This is a genomic window from Streptomyces sp. SD15, assembly GCF_054462255.1.
Map to the genome: position 1 here is coordinate 185241 of NZ_JBTLMO010000008.1, position 19343 is coordinate 204583.

General features: G+C 71.9%; 18 protein-coding genes and 1 pseudogene. 7 read left to right on the top strand and 12 right to left on the bottom strand.

Annotation, left to right across the window (positions count from 1 at the left end; translation table 11 throughout):
- Window positions 1–55 precede the first annotated feature (55 nt).
- The 4 genes from egtD to egtA are packed head-to-tail and all read right to left on the bottom strand — an operon-like array spanning window position 56 to window position 4477.
- Window positions 56–1018 carry an L-histidine N(alpha)-methyltransferase gene (gene egtD / locus ACX28W_RS11050; protein ID WP_458998703.1) on the bottom strand — a complete coding sequence of 321 codons (963 nt, stop codon included), beginning with the start codon at window positions 1016–1018 and terminating at the stop codon, window positions 56–58.
- Complete coding sequence (gene egtC / locus ACX28W_RS11055; RefSeq protein ID WP_458998704.1) at window positions 1015–1845, bottom strand: ergothioneine biosynthesis protein EgtC; 831 nt, start codon at window positions 1843–1845, stop codon at window positions 1015–1017. Before egtC ends, egtD begins: the two co-directional genes overlap by 4 nt.
- On the bottom strand, window positions 1845–3167 hold the full coding sequence (gene egtB / locus ACX28W_RS11060; RefSeq protein WP_458998705.1) for an ergothioneine biosynthesis protein EgtB: 1323 nt from the start codon (window positions 3165–3167) through the stop codon (window positions 1845–1847). The genes egtC and egtB overlap by 1 nt, the downstream gene beginning before the upstream one ends.
- Window positions 3164–4477: an ergothioneine biosynthesis glutamate--cysteine ligase EgtA gene (gene egtA / locus ACX28W_RS11065; protein WP_458998706.1), complete on the bottom strand. Its 1314-nt coding sequence runs from the start codon at window positions 4475–4477 to the stop codon at window positions 3164–3166. The genes egtB and egtA overlap by 4 nt, the downstream gene beginning before the upstream one ends.
- Before the next feature lie 278 nt (window positions 4478–4755).
- Here egtA and ACX28W_RS11070 point away from each other — a divergent pair, with 278 nt between their 5' ends.
- Entirely contained in the window at window positions 4756–5583 is an 828-nt protein-coding gene (locus ACX28W_RS11070) for a TIGR02452 family protein (RefSeq protein WP_458998707.1), read from the top strand.
- 19 nt (window positions 5584–5602) lie between these two features.
- Here ACX28W_RS11070 and ACX28W_RS11075 read toward each other — a convergent pair whose 3' ends face one another.
- From ACX28W_RS11075 to ACX28W_RS11085, 3 genes and pseudogenes are all read right to left on the bottom strand, one after another.
- Window positions 5603–6049, bottom strand: a complete 447-nt coding sequence (locus ACX28W_RS11075; RefSeq protein ID WP_458998708.1) for a type II toxin-antitoxin system PemK/MazF family toxin — start codon at window positions 6047–6049, stop codon at window positions 5603–5605.
- Window positions 6050–6249: 200 nt separating this feature from the next.
- A pseudogene (locus tag ACX28W_RS11080) lies at window positions 6250–6489 on the bottom strand (flotillin family protein); the annotation flags it as partial.
- A gap of 134 nt (window positions 6490–6623) precedes the next feature.
- Window positions 6624–8048 carry an amidase gene (locus ACX28W_RS11085; RefSeq protein ID WP_458998709.1) on the bottom strand — a complete coding sequence of 475 codons (1425 nt, stop codon included), beginning with the start codon at window positions 8046–8048 and terminating at the stop codon, window positions 6624–6626.
- Window positions 8049–8217: 169 nt separating this feature from the next.
- On the opposite strand from ACX28W_RS11085, the gene ACX28W_RS11090 reads away from it, so the two are divergent.
- From ACX28W_RS11090 to ACX28W_RS11100, 3 genes are all read left to right on the top strand, one after another.
- Window positions 8218–9252, top strand: a complete 1035-nt coding sequence (locus ACX28W_RS11090) for a LacI family DNA-binding transcriptional regulator (RefSeq protein WP_458998710.1) — start codon at window positions 8218–8220, stop codon at window positions 9250–9252.
- 72 nt (window positions 9253–9324) lie between these two features.
- Complete coding sequence (locus tag ACX28W_RS11095) at window positions 9325–10503, top strand: 4-hydroxybenzoate 3-monooxygenase (RefSeq protein ID WP_458998711.1); 1179 nt, start codon at window positions 9325–9327, stop codon at window positions 10501–10503.
- Between the two features lie 46 nt (window positions 10504–10549).
- Complete coding sequence (locus ACX28W_RS11100; protein ID WP_458998712.1) at window positions 10550–11986, top strand: aldehyde dehydrogenase family protein; 1437 nt, start codon at window positions 10550–10552, stop codon at window positions 11984–11986.
- 24 nt (window positions 11987–12010) lie between these two features.
- Here ACX28W_RS11100 and trxA read toward each other — a convergent pair whose 3' ends face one another.
- On the bottom strand, window positions 12011–12379 hold the full coding sequence (trxA, locus tag ACX28W_RS11105; RefSeq protein ID WP_458998713.1) for a thioredoxin: 369 nt from the start codon (window positions 12377–12379) through the stop codon (window positions 12011–12013).
- A gap of 121 nt (window positions 12380–12500) precedes the next feature.
- Between trxA and ACX28W_RS11110 the strand changes: the two genes are divergently transcribed.
- Window positions 12501–13934: a dihydrolipoyl dehydrogenase family protein gene (locus ACX28W_RS11110; RefSeq protein WP_458998714.1), complete on the top strand. Its 1434-nt coding sequence runs from the start codon at window positions 12501–12503 to the stop codon at window positions 13932–13934.
- Between the two features lie 58 nt (window positions 13935–13992).
- On the opposite strand, the gene ACX28W_RS11115 is transcribed toward ACX28W_RS11110, so the two are convergent.
- Window positions 13993–14649 (bottom strand): peptide deformylase, encoded by a 657-nt coding sequence (locus ACX28W_RS11115; RefSeq protein WP_458998715.1) that lies wholly within the window; start codon window positions 14647–14649, stop codon window positions 13993–13995.
- A gap of 196 nt (window positions 14650–14845) precedes the next feature.
- Here ACX28W_RS11115 and ACX28W_RS11120 point away from each other — a divergent pair, with 196 nt between their 5' ends.
- Window positions 14846–16249, top strand: a complete 1404-nt coding sequence (locus ACX28W_RS11120) for a PepSY-associated TM helix domain-containing protein (RefSeq protein ID WP_458998716.1) — start codon at window positions 14846–14848, stop codon at window positions 16247–16249.
- A 197-nt stretch (window positions 16250–16446) separates the two neighbouring features.
- Here the strand turns inward: ACX28W_RS11120 and ACX28W_RS11125 are convergent, their stop codons facing one another.
- The 3 genes from ACX28W_RS11125 to ACX28W_RS11135 all read right to left on the bottom strand — a co-directional run bounded on the left by ACX28W_RS11125 (window position 16447) and on the right by ACX28W_RS11135 (window position 17851).
- A complete protein-coding gene (locus ACX28W_RS11125) occupies window positions 16447–16794 on the bottom strand; it encodes a tetratricopeptide repeat protein (RefSeq protein WP_458998717.1) in 348 nt (115 codons plus the stop codon).
- Between the two features lie 89 nt (window positions 16795–16883).
- Entirely contained in the window at window positions 16884–17324 is a 441-nt protein-coding gene (locus ACX28W_RS11130) for a MarR family winged helix-turn-helix transcriptional regulator (protein ID WP_458998718.1), read from the bottom strand.
- Window positions 17321–17851 carry a MarR family winged helix-turn-helix transcriptional regulator gene (locus ACX28W_RS11135; RefSeq protein WP_458998719.1) on the bottom strand — a complete coding sequence of 177 codons (531 nt, stop codon included), beginning with the start codon at window positions 17849–17851 and terminating at the stop codon, window positions 17321–17323. Before ACX28W_RS11135 ends, ACX28W_RS11130 begins: the two co-directional genes overlap by 4 nt.
- 132 nt (window positions 17852–17983) lie before the next feature.
- Here ACX28W_RS11135 and ACX28W_RS11140 point away from each other — a divergent pair, with 132 nt between their 5' ends.
- The gene (locus ACX28W_RS11140; protein WP_458998720.1) at window positions 17984–18949 is read left to right on the top strand and encodes a pirin family protein; all 966 of its coding nucleotides are present in this window, start codon (window positions 17984–17986) and stop codon (window positions 18947–18949) included.
- Window positions 18950–19343: the final 394 nt, after the last annotated feature.

The window sequence follows — 19343 nt, forward strand, 5'->3', positions numbered from 1 at the left end:
GAGATGTCGGGGAGAACGGGGGAGGCCCGCCCTTGGGCCGGGCCTCCCCCGGCCGTCACCGGACCAGACTGAGGGACAGCGCGAAACGGTCCTTCTTGTCCGTCCACCAATGCGCCAGGTCGAGCCCCGCGGCGGCCAGTTCGCGCCGCACGCCCTCCTCGCGGAACTTCGCCGAGATCTCGGTGCGCAGTTCCTCGCCCGCCGCGAAGTCGACGGCCAGGTCGAGGGCGGGGATCTTCACGGTCTGGTCGGTCCGCGACCGCAGCCGCATCTCGATCCACTCCTGCTCCGTGTCCCAGAGGGCGACATGGGTGAACGCGTCCGGGTCGAAGTCGGCGCCGAGCTCGCGATTGACGACAGTCAGCACATTCTTGTTGAACTCGGCCGTCACCCCGGCCGCGTCGTCGTACGCGGCGACAAGGACCGACTCGTCCTTGACCAGGTCGGTGCCGAGCAACAGGGCGTCGCCGGGTTGCAGCAGGGACCGTACCGAGGCCAGGAACGTGGCGCGTTCGGCGGGCAGCAGATTCCCGACCGTGCCGCCGAGGAACGCCACCAGCCGCGGCCCGGGGGTACCGGGAAGCGCGAGACCGCCCGTGAAGTCGGCGATCAGCGCATGTACGCCTAGATCCGGATGCTCGGCGATCAGCGCGTGCCCGGCCTGGGTCAGGGCGCTCTCGCTGACGTCGACCGGCACGTACGTGTGCAGCCCCGGCAGCGCGTCGAGCAGGTACCGCGTCTTCTCGGACGAGCCGGAGCCCAGCTCGACGAGGGTGCGCGCACCGGTCGTCGCGGCGATCTCGGGGGCCCGGTCGATCAGGATCTCGCGCTCTGCCCGGGTGGGGTAGTACTCGGGCAGCTCGGTGATCTTCTCGAAGAGCTCGCTGCCGTAGGCGTCGTAGAACCATTTGGGCGGCAGCGTTTTGGGCGTGTGCGTAAGGCCGTGCAGGACATCGGCACGCAGTGCCGCGTCCGTGGCGTCCTCGGGCAGGGTGCGGGTGAGAAGGAACGGGCTCACGTGCTGGGCTCCTTCGGGCGTGCGGATGCCATGGGGGCGGGCCGGCCTTTCCGGTCGTACGGGCCTTCCTGGTCGTGCGGGTCCTTGAGCGGAGTGAGCAGGACGTCGGTGCGGCTCGCCGCGAGCAGCGTGCGGTCCGGCACCTCCTGCCAGTGCGGGTCGTCGTCGTACGGCTCGGAGGCCACGACGGTGCGGCGGCGGCCGGGGTCGGCGAGGTACCAGAGGGTGTCGCCCCAGGTCGTCGCGGTGATCGTCTCGCCGTCGGTGAGCAGCAGATTGAGCCGGGACCCGGGGGCCGCCTCGGCGACCTCCAGAACTGTCTCGGCCAGCGCCCGGCCTTGGTCGTCACCGGTGTGCAGCCGGTGCAGGACCAGCGCCCAGACGAGCGCCGAGTCGCAGCGGGCCTCCAGGGACAGCAACTCCTCGGCGGGCAGGGTCTGCACGAGCGGGGCGAGGGAGCCGGGCCAGTCGGGGACGGCGCCGTTGTGGCTGAACAGCCAGGGACCCGCGGCGAACGGCGCCGCCGCGGCCTCCCCGTCCGCTCCCCCCAGGGTGGCGTTCCGTACGGCGCCGAGCAGCGCCGTGGACCTGACGACACGGGCCAGGTCCGCGAACGACTGGTCGCCCCAGATGGGCCCCGGACGCCGGTACCGGGCGGGTACCGGATCCCCTTCGGCGTACCAACCGACCCCGAAACCATCGGCGTTGACCTTCCCGTGCCGCTGTCTTCGCGGCTCCCACGACTGCCGGTGCAGGCTGTGCGGCGGTTCCACCAGGAGCCGGCCGAGCGGCTCCTCGGGCCCCAGGAACGCCAGATGACGACACATCAGACGGTCCCGTCGCGCGCCGTACGGAAACCGGAGAAGATCTGCCGCCGGATCGGATAGTCCCAGTTGCGGAACGTCCCCCGACAGGCCACCGGGTCCACGGCGAACGAGCCGCCGCGCAGCACCTTGTATTCCGGCCCGAAGAACACCTCCGAGTACTCCTTGTACGGGAAGGCCGCGAAGCCGGGGTGGGGGTGCAGGTCGCTCGACGTCCACTCCCACACGTCGCCGATCAACTGCCGTACACCGAGCGGAGATTCCCCCGCCGGGTAGCTGCCGGCCGGGGCCGGGCGCAGATGGCGCTGGCCGAGGTTGGCGTGCTCGGGGGTGGGGTCGGCGTCGCCCCACGGATAACGCGTGGAGCGGTCGGACGCAGGGTCGTGGCGGGCCGCCTTCTCCCACTCGGCCTCGGTGGGCAGCCGGCGCCCCGCCCAGCGGGCGTACGCGTCGGCCTCGTACCAGCAGACGTGCAGCACCGGCTCGTCGGCCGGCACCGGCTCGGTGACGCCGAAGCGGCGCCGCAGCCACTGCCCGCCCTCGCGGCGCCAGAACAGCGGCGCCTCGATGCCGTGCGCCCGGATGTGGGCCCAGCCCTCCGCGGTCCACCAGCGTTCGGTGCCGTAGCCGCCGGCCTCTATGAAGGCCTGGTACGCGGCGTTCGTCACCGGAGTGGTGTCGATGAAGAACGGCGGGACCTCGCGCCGGTGCGCGGGCCGCTCGTTGTCCAATGCCCACGGCTCGGTGGACGTGCCCATCGTGAACGGGCCGCCCGGTACCAGGACTTCGGCGGGTCCCGCGAAGGGCGGCACGGGTGCGGGGTCGGGTGCGGTGAGGGCCGCCGTCCCCTTGCGGAGCTGATGGGTGATCAGCATCGTCTCGTCGTGCTGCTGTTCGTGTTGCGCGATCATGCCGAAGGCGAAGCCCGACTCGGTGAGAGGTGTGCCCTCGAACGCGGTGCCCTCCAGGACGTCCAGTGCCCGCCCGCGTACCTCGGCGGCGTACTGGCGGGCCTCGGCGGGTGCCAGCAGCGGCAGCGAGGGCCGCTCGGCGCGAGAGTGCTCGAACGCGTCGTACAGCCCGTCGATCTCGGGCCGCATCGCGTCACGGCCGGCGACCGCGCGCAGCAGCCACAGCTCCTCCTGGTTGCCGATGTGCGCGAGGTCCCACACCAGCGGGGACATCAACGGCGAGTGCTGTGCCGTCAGTTCGGGCTCGTCCACACAGGAGGTGAGGAGCGCGGTGCGGTCGCGGGCCGTGATCAGAGCCTCCAGTGCGCGCTTGCGGAGCGACTCGGGGTCCGTGGGTGATGTCGGGGCGGTCATGTGTGGATGTCCTTCCCGTGGAGCTGACCGTGGGACTTGCCGTGGATCCGGTCGTGGACCTGGCCGTGGAAGAGATCGTCGGCAGGGCAGCGGCCCCGGGCCACATAGCGTTCCGTGAACTCCGCGACCGCGTCCCGGACGGCGACGGAGGCGCCCATCCGGGGCAGCGCCTCCGCGGCGGCCGCGAAGCAGGTGACGGCGGCCTCGTGCAGCTCGGGGTCGGTCAGTCCGTCCCGCGCCGCGGCGATCCACAGCGGATTGCGCGGCGCGGGGAGCGAATCCGCCCGCTCCGCGAGGGGTTTGACGGTCCGGTAGGCCGTCTCCGCGGCCTCCGCGTCGTCGAACAGCGCCGCCGTCACGGCGAGCGGCACGATCCACCCGTCGTCGCCCGGCTGCGCGTCGATCATGCGGAGCTCCAGATGACCGCGCGGGCGGACCGGCGGGAACAGGGTCGTGAGGTGATAGTCGAGATCCGCCCGGTCCGGCGGTGCGCCGGATCGGGTCCACGCCCGGAAACTCATGTTCTCCGGTACGTCCCAGGGGCCGTCCGGCGCCCGGACGCACATCACCGGCGCGTCCAGGACGTGCCGGGCCCAGGCGGCGCGTGGGTCGCCGCCCAGGGGAGGCGCGCTGCTGCGTCCAGGGTCCATCGCCGTCCACAGGGACTGCCGCGTGGAGCGCCAGCCCGTGTGCCGGCCCCGGGCCACCGGCGAGTGCGCGAACGCGGCCACCAGGACCGCGCCGAGCTGGTGCGCGAGCCACCAGCGGCGCCCGTGCCCGAGCGGTCCCGGCTCCTCGTACCCGGCGTCCAGGCACACCTGGACGGAGGCGGAGGAGCACATCATGGCCCGCCCCTCGGGTCCCGCGCGGTCGAGATACCGCTCCATGGCGTCGTAGCGCGGCTCATGGAGGAAACGGCTCGGGGGGTTCCAGGGTTCGTGGCCGTACCCGCTGAGGCCGAGATCCGCCTCGCGCAATACCGCGCGTACCGCGTCGAGGTCGGCGGACACGGTCCCGATGCACTCCATCAGGGAGGCGGCGGGAGGGGAGCTGAGCTCCAGCTGGCCACCCGGTTCGACGGTGAGCGCCGAACGCAGGGGCAGGGGCCGCACGGCGGCGTAGGCCGCTTCGAGTCGTTCGGGTGTTGCGGGGAGCCGCGGTGTCCGCAGCTCGTGGATGAGCCATTCCACTTCGACACCGAGGGTGCGGGGTGGTCCGGTCTTGAAGCAGATGCCATGGACCAGCGCTTCCACCTCGGCCTCGGTGACGGCGGAGCGTTGCTCCGTACAGTCACTCACCGAATCGGACATGTCGGGATCCTCCTGAGATGCCACCATGTCGCCGGTCCGGCGTCCGTGGTGCCGGACCGGCATCGCTCGTCCCACCCAAGACCCTCGAGACGGTTCGCACAAGGGTGCAAATAGTTGCTCGCGGGGCCGGGAGTCGCTGTCCGGCGGGCCGTGCAGCACTGTTTGCGGGGTCGCGAATTTCTGTTGCGCTGTACGACCAGCATCGCTCACGATGCGTTCATGGGCACGACGGGGGAGAGCGCGCGGGGCGCGCTCGTGGCGCGTACGGGGGTCGCGCCATGAGCGCGCGCCTGCGCGCGATCGCGCGGCAGACGGAGGAGATCGTCGCGGCGGGTGCGTATCGCGCGTCCGACGGGCGCGAGGTGACGATCGCCGCGGCGATCGAGGCCGCGCGGGCGGGCACGCGGATGTACGGTCCCGAGCCGGTGGACGTGGCGCCGGCCGGACCTGTCGACACTTCGTTCGAGGTCACTGGCGAGAGCAGCCTGGAGGCCGCCCGACGGCTCACGGGCGAGGGCGGCTCGGTGGCCGTGTTGAACTTCGCCTCGGCGCGCAATCCCGGCGGCGGCTATCTGAACGGCGCGCAGGCCCAGGAAGAGGCCCTGTGCCGGGCCGCCGCGCTCTACGTGTGCCTGCTGCGGGCCCGGGAGTTCTACGACCATCACCGCGCCCACCGCGATCCGTTCTACACGGACCGGGTCATCCACTCACCCGGTGTGCCCGTCTTCCGCGACGACCGCGGGCAGTTGCTCGACGAGCCGTACACCGTCGGCTTCCTGACCGCCGCGGCCCCCAACGCCGGAGTCGTGCAGCGCACCGCCCCTCAGCGCGCGGCCGAGCTGCCACGCGCCCTGGGCACGCGGGCCGAGCGGGTTCTCGAGACGGCCGTGGCCCATGGCTACCGGCGGCTGGTGCTCGGCGCGTGGGGCTGCGGTGTCTTCCGCAACGATCCCGAGCAGGTGGCGGGCGCCTTCCGTGCCCTGCTCGGGGACGGCGGACGGTTCGCCGGTTCCTTCGAGCACGTCGTTTTCGGGGTGCTCGACCGCAAGGGTTCGCCCATTCGGAGTGCATTCGAACGCGTATTTGCAGGGGTGACCGTCCGGTAAGAGGCGGTGGCGCGAGCGCTCAGCGCCAGCCGTACCGCTCCCGCAGTCGGTGCACCACCAGATTGAACCGCATCCGGTCCAGTGCGCAGGCCTCCCGCCGCATACCGTCCTCGTGCAGCCGCAGCACCCGGTCCACGTCCACCCACGAGTCGCGCCCCGACCGGTCCCACGGCCCGCTGCCGATCGGTACCCACTCCCGGTCGCCGTCGTGCCGCCTGCTCGACAGCTGGACGGCGAGCAGCGTGCCGGCGGGCTCACGGGCGACGACGAGCACCGGGCGGTCCTTGCCCCGGCCGTCGTTCTCCTCGAAGGGCACCCACGTCCAGACGATCTCGCCGGGATCGGGGTCGCCGTCGTGCGCGGGCGAGTACTCCGTGCGTACCCGGCCCACCTCGCGGGGCTCGGCCTCGGTGGTGGCCGTAGGGCCGAAGCGACCGGGTACGTGTTCGTCGGTGTTGGCAGTCACGCAGGTCACGTTAGAGCCTGAGCGGCACCGCGCGCCGAGCGGGTCCCCGCGTACGGGACTTCGAGCGCGCGTACAGGGCGTGAGGTGTGCGTACAGGGCGTGGGTGTACGTACAGGGCTTGGAGCGTGCGTACAGGCTTGGGGCGCGCGCGACTTCGGGCGTACGGAGGTCAACTCCCGTACGCCCGACGTCTCAACGATTCACCTGTTGTCCTTCTCCACCGGCACCTTCTCCGAGCGCGGCGGCACGTGACCGTTGAGCCCGGCGGCCGCGTTCTCCGTCGTGCCGTTCTGGTTCATCGAGGCCAGCAACTGACGGGCGAGGCCCAGCCCTGTGCCGCCCATCGTCAGCGCCTTGGCGAACATGTCCGACATACCGTCGGCGCCGTTGCGAAGCACCATATGGTCGACGCACGCGCTCGCGCCCGCCCGGACGATCTCAAAGTGCTCGGCGCCGCCGCGGACCCGGACCATCACCTCACCGACGAGCCCCGGCCCCACCGTGCCGGTCACCCGCCCCATCAATCCGCCCATCGACGCATCGCCCATGGTCACAGAGTAAGGCCGGAACTTGCCTACACCGCCGGGGAATTCGCCGCGGCCCCGCGCGGCGGCCACCGCTCGTGCCACCGCTGATCGGCCTCCAACTGGGCCGCCAGCGAGACCAGCAGGGGTTCGCTGTGGGCCGGGCCGAGCAGCTGAGCGCCGACCGGCAGGCCCTCGCCGACGAATCCCGCGGGCACGTTCACGCCGGGCCATCCGAGGACGTTCCACGGCCAGGCGTAAGGGCAGGCGGCGATCATGGCCCGGTCGGTGCCGAGGCCGCCGAGGTCCGTCATCGAGCCGATGCGCGGCGGGGGAGCGGCCGTCGTCGGCGCGAGCAACACGTCGTACGTGTCGAAGAGCGCGCCGATCCGGTGGTGCAGGGTGGCCTCGGCCTTGCGGGCCGCCCGCAGGGGCGCGCCGCCGAGCAGCCGGCCGAGACGGGCGGCGCCGAGGGTGCGTCGGTCCAGGAGGTGTGGGTGGGGCAGGTCGCGCACCCGTTCGGCGATACCGGCCGTCGCGCGCGGGACGAACGTGAGCCCGATCCGCCCGTACCGCGGCTCCGCCTCCTCCACCACGTGCCCGAGCGCCGCCAGCCGCTCCGCGAGCGCGAGGACCTTCACCCGTACGGTGGCGTCCAGTCGGGCGGGCAGCGCGGTGAACGGCGGCTTCAACGACAGGGCGATGCGCAGCCGGCCCGGATCGCGGCCCACCGCGTCGGACACCCGCAGCGCGGGCGGGCGGTGCAGGTCGCCGTGGTGGTTGCCGCTCGCCGCGTCCAGCAGCAGGGCGGCGTCGGCGACCGTGCGGGCGAGCGTTCCGTTGACCGTGATGCCCTGGAACGACTCGGGGCGCGGCCACGTCGAGATCCGGCCGCGCTGCGGCTTGATCCCGATCAGATGGGTCCAGGAGGCCGGGATACGGACCGAGCCCGCTCCGTCCGAGCCCAGCGCCGCCGGAACCAGCCCCGCCGCCACCGCCGCCGCGGAGCCGCCCGACGAGCCGCCCGGGGTGTGGTCGGCGTGCCAGGGGTTGCGGGTGGCGCCGAAGTCGGGCCCCTCGGTGAACGGCCACTGCCCCAGTTCGCAGGTGTTGGTCTTGCCGATGACGATCGCCCCGGCCCCGCGCAGTCGGCGTACCGCTTCCCCGTCCTCGGGCTCCGGCGGGAAGACGCCGCGGCAGCCGAACGCGGTCGGCAGGCCGGCCACGTCCATGTCGTCCTTCACCGCCACCGGCACCCCGAGCAGCGGCCGGCGCACCCCCGCCGCCAGTTCCTTGTCCGCAGCGTCGGCCTCGGCCAGCGCCTCCTCGGCGCGCACCAGGCGGAAGGCGTTCAGGGAGGACTGGGTCGCCTCGATGCGGGCCAGCGCCCGCTCGACCAGCTCGCGCGAGGTCACCTCACCGTCGGCGAGGGCGCGAGCACATTCCGCCAGACCTGCGGCACGGTCGTGAGCCATGGGGGACACCTCCGGAGCGCGTCGTCTACCGCACGGTAACCGCCGGACGCGCACTCCCGCACGCGATGGGGAAGTTCCCTCACGGAAGGGGTTGTTCCGCCGCAGGGGGCTCGCGAAGCTCCCCCGGCGCGGTGAGGCGCGCGGGGCTTCTGCAAGGATGCGACCCGTCATGGTGCAGATACCGAAACAGCCCATCCCGGCGTCGCCCGCACAACGACCCGTGCCGACGAGCGCCGATGTGGCCCGCCTGGCAGGAGTCTCCCGGGCCACCGTCTCGTACGTTCTGAACAACACCAGCGCCGTCCGAATCAGCGAGCCCACCCGCCGCCGCGTCCACGAGGCGGCCAAGGAACTCGGCTACGTCCCGCACGCCGCGGCCCGCAGTCTGCGCGCCGGGCACAGCCGGATGGTCCTGATGCCCGCCCCGACCGTGCCCGTGGGGCCGCTCTACAGCCAGTTCTTCAACGAACTGCAATGGGCACTGGGCCGTTTGGACTACACCGTCGTGCAGTACGGCAGTGTGGGGCTGCACGGCGACGAGGCCGCCCGTGCCTGGGCGGAGCTCAGGCCGGTCGCCGTGCTCGTGCCCGGCAGCGGCTTCGGCCCGCAGGGCGTGGCCGTCCTCAAGCGCTCCGGCGCCCGGGCCGTGGTCACCCTGGGCCCCGAGCGCGTGGAGGGCGCGCACACCCTGCTCATGGACCACAGCAAGGTCGGCCACAGCGCGGGCACCCACCTCGTGACCCGTGGCCGGCGCCGCATCGGCGTCGTGGTGCCCGCGGAACCCGGACTGGAGCTCTTCTCCAAGCCCCGCCTCGAAGGCGTACGCCGCTCCCTGCACGACACCGACGCCACGGTGACCGAACTGCCGCTCGCGTACGAGGAGGCGGCCGCCGCCCGGCTCGCGGCGCGCTGGCGCACGCTCGGTCTGGACGCCGTGTTCGCGTTCAACGACGAATACGCGATGCTGCTGATGCGGGCCCTGAAGGACGAGGGCATCGGCGTCCCGGACGAGACGGCCGTCATCGGCGCCGACGACCTGATGCTCGGCCGGCTGCTGCGGCCCCGCCTCAGCACCGTCCACATCGAGCTGCCGTCCGGGCGCGACCTCGCGGAGCTGGTCGACCGCGCGGTGCGCGAACCCGGTGCCGCGCCGGAGACCCACGAAGTACTGGGCGCGCGGGTGGTGCACCGCGACTCGAGCTGAGAGAGGCTGTATCCGGTCCCCTGCCGGAACCTGTAGCGGGTCCCCGGCCGGATCGGAGACGGGAGGCGCGTCATGCGGACCACGGTCGGCATCATCGGCGGCGGCCCCGCGGGGCTCCTGCTGGCCCGGATGCTGTACGGCGCGGGCATCGACTGTGTCGTCCTGGAGAGCCGACCGCGGGCGTATGTCGAGCGGCGGCAACGCGCCGGAATGCTGGAGCAGGGCACGGTCGACGCACTGCGCGCATGCGGCGCCGCCGACCGCCTCGACGCCGAGGGGCTGATCCATCGCGGCATCGAGCTGCGCTTCGACCGTGAGTGTCACCGCATGGACTTCCCCGCGCTCACCGGTGGGCGCACCGTCACGATCTACGCCCAGACGGAGATCGTGAAGGACCTCATCGCGCTCCAACTCGCCTCCGGTCCACCGCTGTTGTTCGAGGCCGAGGCTCTCGCCGTCGAGAAGCCGGAGAGCGAGGCGCCCGTCGTGCGCTTTGTGCACGAGGACCGCGAGCAGACCTTGAGCTGTGACTATGTGGTGGGCTGCGACGGCTCGCACGGCATCTCCCGCGACGCGTTCCCGGCCGCGGCGAGCCGCACCTACGCGCACGACTACCCCTATTCCTGGCTCGGGATCCTCGCCGATGTGCCGCCCTCCTGCGAGGAGTTGATCTATGCGCGCGGCTCCGCCGGATTCGCCCTGCACAGCATGCGCTCGCCGTCGGTGTCGCGGCTGTATCTACAGGTCCCGAACGGCACCGACGCCGACGACTGGCCCGACGAGCGCATCTGGGACGAACTTGCCGCGCGCTTCGGGATCGACGGCGACTGGCGGCTGGAACGCGGCCCCATCACCTCCAAGTCGGTTACGCCGATGCGGAGTTACGTCCACGAGCCGATGCGTCACGGCCGACTGTTCCTGGCCGGGGACGCCGCCCACATCGTGCCGCCGACCGGCGCCAAGGGCCTCAACCTCGCGGTGTCCGACGTACGGGTCCTGGCCCGCGGCCTCGCCGAGCGTATGCGCACCGGCTCGACCCAACTCCTCGACCGATACTCGGAGGTGTGTCTCGAGCGGGTGTGGCAGGCCACTCGCTTCTCGTACGACATGACTAGGATGTTGCACGCTCAACCAGATGGAGATGCGTTCGACCACCGGATGCAGCTCGCACGGCTGCGCCGGATTGCCGCATCCCGCACGGCGGCCGTCGAACTGGCCGCGAACTACACGGGACTGCCCCTCGCGCTGTGAGTCCCGCCGGTGATCAGTGTGATCAGTGAACGATCGGAGAGCCGTCATGCCGCTGCTCGACCCCAAGACCTGGCAGTCCCGCACCCTGGCGGGCGGTGCGTACGCCGTCACCGAGCCCGCCACCGGCGAGACGCTGGCCACGGTCATGCTCGCCGCCGCCGAGGATGTCGCGCCGGCCGCGCGGGACGCCGCAGGCGCCCAGGCCGCCTGGGCCAAGGCGCCGCACTTCGTCCGCGCCGCCGTCCTGCGCAAGGCCGGTGATCTGTTTGCCGAACACGCCGACGAACTGCGCGAGTGGATCGTCCGCGAGTCCGGCTCCATCCCGGGCAAGGCCGACTTCGAACTGCACGTCGCCGCCCAGGAGTGCTACGAGGCGGCCGCCCTCGCCTCACGCCCGGCGGGCCAGATCCTGCCGTCGGAGGCCCCGCGTCTGTCGTACACGCGACGCGTCCCGGTCGGCGTCGTGGGCGTGATCGCCCCCTTCAACGCCCCGCTGATCCTCTCGATCCGCTCGGTGGCCCCGGCACTCGCGCTCGGTAACGGTGTCGTGCTGAAGCCGGACCCGCGCACCGCGGTCTGCGGCGGCCTCGCGCTCGCCGCCGTCTTCGCCGCGGCGGGACTTCCGGAAGGCCTGCTACAGGTACTGCCCGGTGGCCCCGAGGCCGGCCAGGCCCTGGTCGCCGACCCGCGGGTACCGGTGATCTCCTTCACCGGCTCGACCGCCGCCGGACGTGCGGTGGGTGAGGCAGCCGGCCGTCATCTCAAGCGCGCACACCTGGAGTTGGGCGGCAACTCGGCACTCATCGTGCTGGAAGACGCCGACATCGAGGCGGTCATCTCCACCGCCGCATGGGGCTCTTTCTTCCATCAGGGCCAGATCTGCATGACGACGGGCCGCCACCTCGTGCACGCCTCGCTCTACGAGGAGTACGTCGAGCGGCTCGCCGCCAAGGCCGACTCGCTCGCCGTCGGTGACCCGCACCGCGAGCAGGTGCACCTCGGGCCCATCATCGACACCGCCCAACTCACCAAGATCCAGGGGCTGGTGGACTCCAGCACGGCAGGCGGCGCCAAGCTGGCGGCGGGCGGTACGCACGAGAAGCTGTTCTACCGGCCGACCGTGCTCGCGGGCGTCGACGACTCGACCCCCGCGTACACCGAGGAGGTCTTCGGACCGGTCGCGCCGGTACGTTCCTTCGCGGACGTCGACGAGGCCGCCGCCCTCGCCTCGACGGGACCGTACGGCCTCGCGCTGGGCATCGTCACCCGGGACATCGCGCGCGGCCTGGACCTGGCCGAGCGCATCCCGACGGGGATCGCCCACATCAACGACCAGACCGTCAACGACGAGGCCGTCGCCCCGTTCGGCGGTATCGCCGCCTCCGGCACCGGCGCCCGCTTCGGCGGTGAGGCCAACCTGGAGGCCTTCACCGACGTGCGCTGGACGACGGTGCGGGGCGACGTGGCGCCGTACCCGTTCTGATCTGCGAACGGGGTCTTACTTGCCCTACTGGGCCTGCTGCTCGGCGATGGACTTGCGGACCTCGTCCATGTCCAGCTTCCGGGCCTGTCCGATGACGTCCTCCAGGGCGGCCTCGGGCAGGGCCCCGGGCTGGGAGAAGATCGCGACCTGATCGCGGACGATCATCAGGGTCGGGATCGACTGAATCTCGAAGGCCGCGGCCAGCTCGGGCTGCGCTTCCGTGTCGACCTTGGCGAAGACCAGGTCGGGGTTGGCCTCGGCCGCCTTCTCGTAGACCGGGGCGAACTGACGGCACGGCCCGCACCAGGACGCCCAGAAGTCGATCAGGACGAACTCATTGTCCGTGACCGTCTGGTCGAAGTTCTCCTTGGTGAGCTCCACGGTGCTGCTCATACGTTTTTTCCTTCTTCCTAGCGTCCGGATCGGGCCGGTTTGCACAACGCCGCCTCCCGGTGGCGTATTCCGCGCGCGTACCCGTGTGGCCACGGCGCACGCCACCAACCAGACTGACCCCATGACGGAAACGGAATCCATCGCGTACGACGTCGTGGTGCTCGGTGCCGGGCCCGTGGGGGAGAACGTCGCCGACCGGGCCCGCGCGGCCGGCCTCTCCACCGCGGTCGTGGAGAGCGAACTGATCGGCGGCGAATGCTCCTACTGGGCCTGCATGCCCAGCAAGGCCTTGCTGCGCCCGGTCCTCGCCCGCGCCGACGCCCGCCGGGTGCCCGGCCTCAGCCAGGCAGTGCAGGGCCCCCTCGACATCCCCGCGGTCCTCGCCCACCGCGACTACTTCACCTCCCACTGGAAGGACGACGGACAAGCTGACTGGCTCCGCGGCATCGGAGCCGACATCTACCGCGGACACGGGCGTCTCGCCGGTCCACGCCAGGTGATCGTCGACGGGCCGGGCGGCGAGCGGCAGGTGCTCACCGCCCGGCACGCGGTCGCCGTCTGCACCGGCAGCCGCGCCCTCCTGCCCGACCTGCCGGGACTTGCCCAGGTGAAGCCCTGGACCAGCCGCGAGGCCACCAGCGCGCACGAGGTGCCGGACCGGCTCATCGTGGTCGGCGGCGGTGTGGTCGCCACCGAGATGGCCACGGCCTGGCAGGCGTTCGGCTCCCAGGTCACCGTTCTCGTCCGCGGCAAGGGGCTGCTGCCCCGTATGGAGCCCTTCGCCGGCGAGCTGGTCGCCGAGGCCCTCACGGAGGCGGGCGCGGACGTGCGCACCGGTACCTCGGTGACCGCGGTGACGCGCGAGGGCTCGACCGTGGTGGCCCTGACGGACACCGGTGACCGCATCGAGGCCGACGAGATCCTCTTCGCCACCGGCCGCGCGCCCCGCACCGACGACCTCGGCCTCGAAACGGTCGGCCTGGAACCGGGCTCGTGGCTCGACGTCGACGACAGCCTGCGGGTGACCGGCAGCGAGTGGCTGTACGCGGTCGGCGACGTCAATCACCGCGCGCTCCTCACCCACCAGGGCAAGTACCAGGCCCGGATCGCGGGCGCCGCCATCGCCGCCCGCGCGGCAGGGGTGCCCCTCCTGGCGACGGACCCCTGGGGCGCGCACGCGGCGACCGCCGACCACGCGGCCGTCCCCCAGGTCGTCTTCACCGACCCGGAGGCCGCGGCCGCGGGCCTCTCCCTCGCCGACGCCGAGCGCGCGGGCCTGCGCGTACGCGCGGTCGACGTCGACATGTCCTCCGCGGCGGGCGCCGGCCTGTACGCCGACGGCTACCGCGGCAAGGCCCGCATGATCGTCGACCTCGACCGCGAGGTCCTCCTCGGCGTCACCTTCGTCGGCCCCGGCGTGGGCGAAATGATCCACTCGGCGACGATCGCGGTCGTCGGAGAGGTACCGATCAGCCGCCTGTGGCACGCGGTCCCGTCCTATCCGACGGTGAGCGAGGTGTGGCTGCGGCTGCTGGAGGCGTACCGGGACGCGTAGCCGCACGCGGGGGCGCCGGACTTCGCCGTCGGTGAGGTCCGGCGCGCCCCCGGGTTTCTCAGTCGGGCAGGGCGAAGCCGAGAGCCTCGGCGGCCTCCGCCGGCGTCGGCTGCGCCCAGCGCTCCGCCATCGCCTGGTTCGAGGACAGCGAGCGCGGCTCCGCGCGGTCCAGATAGAGCACGCCGTCCAGGTGGTCCGTCTCGTGCTGGACGATGCGCGCGGGCCACCCCGTGAACACCTCGTCGATCATGTGGCCCCGCTCGTCCAGCGCCTGCAGCCGCACCTCGGCGTGCCGGGCCACCACGGCCTGCCAGCCCGGCACGCTCAGGCAGCCCTCGAAGAACGCTGCCCGACTCGCGCCGACCCCGTCGTACGACGGATTCACCAGCACCCGGAACGGCTGCGGCACCCGCCCGCGCACCACCCGAACCTCCTCGGACACCGGCGCCGGGTCCTCGATGACCGCGAGGCGCAGCGGCACGCCGACCTGCGGCGCCGCGAGGCCGACGCCCGGCGCCGCGTGCATGGTCGCGCGCAGAGCGGCGACGAAACGGGCCAGCAGCCCCGGGTCCAGCTGGCCGTCGAACGGCTCGGCGGGTCGGCGCAGCACCGGGTTCCCGGCGGCGACGATGGGCAACGGGCCTTCATGGGCGAGGAGTTCCTCGACCAGGTCACTCAGAGGGCGGGAGGCGCTGAGGTCACGTTCGGATGCCATCGCGCCAGGATGCCAAGAGGGATCGCGCCGAGCGAGGCGGCGCCAGGCGCGTCCAGCACCTCGCGTCATGTGACGCACGCCACGTCGACGCCCGGGAACTCGCCGCCCCCACGGCCCGACTACTGGATCGCCCACCGCCGAGGAAGCCCAACTCCCGGCCCGCGTCCGTCCCCAGCCCCACCGGAGAAGCCCGCCGATGTCCATCGCTCCCACGACCACGACGGACCAGTCCCCGCAGCCCGCCGACCCGGCACCGCCCCGAAGAGTCTGGTCCGCGCTGCGCCCGCTGGTGCTGCGTCTGCACTTCTACGCCGGGGTGTTCGTCGCCCCGTTCCTGCTGGTCGCCGCCACGACCGGCTTCCTGTACGCCGCCTCGTTCCAGGCCGAGAAGATCGTGTACGCGCACGAGCTGACCGTCCCGGTGGGCGACGAGAAGCTGCCGCTGTCCCAACAGGTGGCCGCTGCCCGCAAGGCCCACCCGGAGGGCACCGTCTCGTCCGTACGCCCCTCCCCGGAGTCGGACGCGACGACGCGCGTGCTGCTCTCCGGCGTCCAGGGCGTCGACGACACCCACACCCTTGCGGTGTTCGTCGACCCGTACACCGCGAAGGTGCGTGGAGCGCTGGAGCAGTACGGGTCCACCGGCGCGCTGCCGCTGCGCACCTGGATCGACGAGTTCCACCGCGACCTGCACCTCGGTGAGAACGGCCGCCTCTACAGCGAATTCGCCGCGAGCTGGCTGTGGGTGATAGCGGGCGGCGGGCTCGTGCTGTGGTTCGGCCGTCGGCGCGCCCAGCGCAAGGTGCGGGGTACCTCCGGGCGGCGCCGCACCCTGGGCCTGCACGGCACGGTCGGCGTCTGGGCGGCCGCGGGGTTCATCTTCCTCTCGGCAACCGGTCTGACCTGGTCGGCGTACGCCGGGGCGAACATCGACACCCTCAAGACCTCGCTCGGCCAGGCCACCCCCTCGGTGTCGGCGGCGGCGAGCGGCGAGCACGCGGAGCACGGCGGCGGGGAGACCGGTGAGGCGGGCGAGGCCCCGACGCAGAACCTCGACGACATCCTCGCGGCCGCCCGCGCCAAGGGCCTCGGTGACCCCGTCGAGATAGTCCCGCCCGCCGACGCCTCCTCCGCGTACGTCGTGAAGCAGATCCAGCGCAGCTGGCCCGAGAAGCAGGACGCGGTGGCTGTGGACCCGGCGAGCGGCGAGGTCACCGACGAAGTCCGCTTCGCCGACTACCCACTGCTCGCCAAGCTGACCCGCTGGGGCATCGACGCCCACACCGGTGTCCTCTTCGGCCTGGTCAACCAGATCGCCCTGATGGCCCTTGCTCTCTCCCTGATCCTGCTGATCGTGCTGGGCTACCGCATGTGGTGGCAGCGCGGCCGCGGCTCCGCGTTCGGCCGCCCCATCCCGCGCGGCGCCTGGGCGCAGGTCCCCCCGCAGGTCCTCGTCCCGCTCATGGCGGCCGTCGCCGTCCTCGGCTACTTCGTTCCGCTGCTCGGCATCCCGCTCGCGGTGTTCATCGCCGTGGACGTCGTCCTCGGCGAGATCGCGCACCGGCGAGGCAAGCGCACCCAGGACAGCCAGGCGGCGTGACCGGAGAAGCGTCGGCCACAGCCCTGTAGTTTCGCGGGGCCGTATCGACTCAGGGGCGATATGCCCTGGGTCGTCTCGCCGGACTCACCCCAGGGGCATGGGAAGAGGCCGGGTGCCGTGGCCCGGGCCGGTCACTTCGGTGACCGGCCCGCGCGCTTCGGCACTCGGCCTCCCGGGCCCGCGCCCTCGGGGCGCGATCACACCTGTTCGAACTCACCCGCAAGCGCCGAGGCGATCCGCAGGTGCGACTCGGCCTCGTCGGTGCGCCCCTGGCGCTGGAGCGTGCGCCCCAGCATCAGCCGGGCGTAGTGCTCCACCGGGTCGCGCTCCACCAGCACACGCAACTCGGCCTCGGCACGGCGCAGTTGCGCCGAGTGGTAGTACGCGCGCGCCAGCAGCAGCCGCGGTCCGACCTGCTCCGGCACCTCGTCCACCAGCCCGCCCAGAACCCGCGCCGCGCCTGCGTAGTCCTTGGCGTCGAAGAACAACTGCGCCCGCTCCCAGCGCTCCGCGGCCGTTCCCTGGTCGTAGTACTTCGTGTCCACTGCGGACCTCCTTCGACGCGTGGAACAGCCCCAGTTGGTTGAATATTCCAGGAAGGGCCTCTGTGGCCCGGCCCCCGCGGTGGTGGGCCCTACACCTCGGCCAACTCCGCGTCGGCCCGCTCCGTGACCAGGGTCAGCACGCGGCCGGCGACCGCCAGGTCCTCGGCCGGAATGCCCGCGTACAGCCGCGCCGCGATCTCGTTCCCGGCCGTGCGGATCTCCTCGAACAGCTCGCGCCCGCGCTCGGTGAGCGACACCTGCTCGGCGCCCGTCTCCTCCAGCAGCTTGAGGGCCGTCATCCCGGCGACGGTCTCCCGAGCCGCCGCCTCCTCGATCTTCAGTGCCCCGGTCAGCCGGCCCACGAGCCAGGAGCGCTCGACGGTCCCGCCGTTGTCCGAGACGGCCCGCAGGGCCACCGACTGGTTGAAGGTGCATCCGGCGCGAGCCAGCGCCACCTCCAGCCGGGCGCGGCTCGCATAGTGGGCCAGGCCGATGACCTGGCCGTTGACGGGGGGAGTGGTGGTGGTCATGTCCGCTCCTTGTCGAGGTGTGGATCGAGCTCGGAACGCGCGTCGAGCCCGGCATGCGGATCGAATTCGGCGGGTGGATCGAGTGATACGTCGAGCAGGGTCGCCAGCTCGCGACTGAACGCCGTCGTGCGCTCGCCGTCGAGCCCGCCGAGCGGCTCGAGGAGTCGGTCCAGCAGGCCCTGGACCACCCTGATCGCGCGGCGTGCGACCTCGCGCCCTTCCTCGGTGAGCGACAGCTGGATGGCTCGGGGGTCGTCCGGGTCCCGCGTCCGATCGACGACGCCGGCCGTCTCCAGCGCGCGGGCCAGCTTCGAGACATAGAGCGCTTCGAGCCCGGTGTGGTCGGCGAGCTGCCGCTGGCTGGGCCGCCGCCCTGCCCTGTGCATGCCGTACAACGACGCCACCAGCGAGTACTGGGCGTGGGTCAGGCCCAGCGGCGCGACCGCCCGATCGACGGCCACCCGCCACTTCAGGGACAGGAGCCAGACGAGGAAACCGGGGGTCGCGTTCTCGGGTACCGAGCTCATGCAAAAAACCATACATGGCTACTATCTCCATGGCTACTATTTCTGCCGAGCGCCTGCCAAGAGAGGCGAGCGCCTGCCATGAGAGGATCGATGACCTGACGGACGGTCCACTACGGGACTAGGTTGTGCGCCATGAGCAATCTTGATCGCGAGGCAGTTCCCGCCCTGTGCGGTGGCCGCGGTTTCGTGGTGGCCGAGCCGGTGCGTGAACTCCTCAGTCCCCGCCGGGTCAAGCTCGGCGAGTCCACCGAAGTCCGCCGCCTGCTGCCCAACCTGGGCCGCCGCATGATCGGTGCGTGGTGCTTCGTCGATCATTACGGGCCCGATGACATCGCCGACGAGCCCGGCATGCAGGTCCCGCCGCACCCGCACATGGGGCTGCAGACCGTCAGCTGGCTGCACGAGGGCGAAGTACTCCACCGTGACTCCACGGGCAGCCTGCAGACGATCCGCCCGCGTGAACTGGGCCTCATGACCTCGGGCCGGGCCATCAGTCACTCCGAGGAGAGCCCCAAGTCGCACGCCCGCTTTCTGCATGGCGCGCAGCTCTGGGTCGCCCTCCCGGACAGCCACCGCCACACCGACCCACACTTCGAACACCACGCGCAACTGCCCGTCGTGACGGCTCCCGGCCTCAAGGCCACGCTGATGCTCGGCAGCCTCGACGGCGCGACCTCGCCCGGTACGACCTACACCCCCATCGTCGGCGCCGACCTGACCCTCGCCGGCGGCACCGACGTACGACTCCCGCTGGAGCCCGACTTCGAGTACGCCGTGCTGGCCATGTCGGGCGAGGCGTACGTGGACGGCGTATCGGTGCTCCCGGGCTCGATGCTCTACCTCGGCTGCGGCCGCGGCGAACTGCCCCTGCGCGCCGAGTCGGACGCGTCCCTCATGCTCCTGGGCGGCGAGCCGTTCGAGGAGGAGCTGGTCATGTGGTGGAACTTCATCGGGCGGTCCACCGAGGATATCGCACAGGCCCGTTCGGACTGGATGGCGGGCTCCCGATTCGGTGAGGTGGTGGGGTATGACGGGGCTCCACTGCGCGCTCCCGAACTCCCGCCTGTACCACTGAAACCGCGCGGAAGAGTGCGCTGATCTGGGGTTCCAGCTCTAGTGCAGGCCTCTCGTGGGATGCGGCTGTCCCCGCTCGACACCCCGTTTTCCCGAGGGGCCGATCGCTCCTGCGAAGTCCGTCGACGGACAACGCTGCGTTCTCATGTCTGGCCATCTGTAGGCGGGTTTAGTCAGCCTAATGCTGACCCAATGCTGACTTTCCTGACGGAGCGTCAGTGTCATGGCGCTGGTGTCGCAGCTGTTGGAGCGTCCGCCCCGGAGCTGCCGCTCGCGTGTAGGCCAGGCCGATGCTGACTTCGGTGACTTGCGCTGGGGCACGGGTCCCTAAGTGCCCGGGCGACGAAGGGGAGGAGAAGTCCGTGACGAGGGGGCTTTTGTGGGAATCCCCCAATGCCCCGGCGTGCCGCTGCTGCCG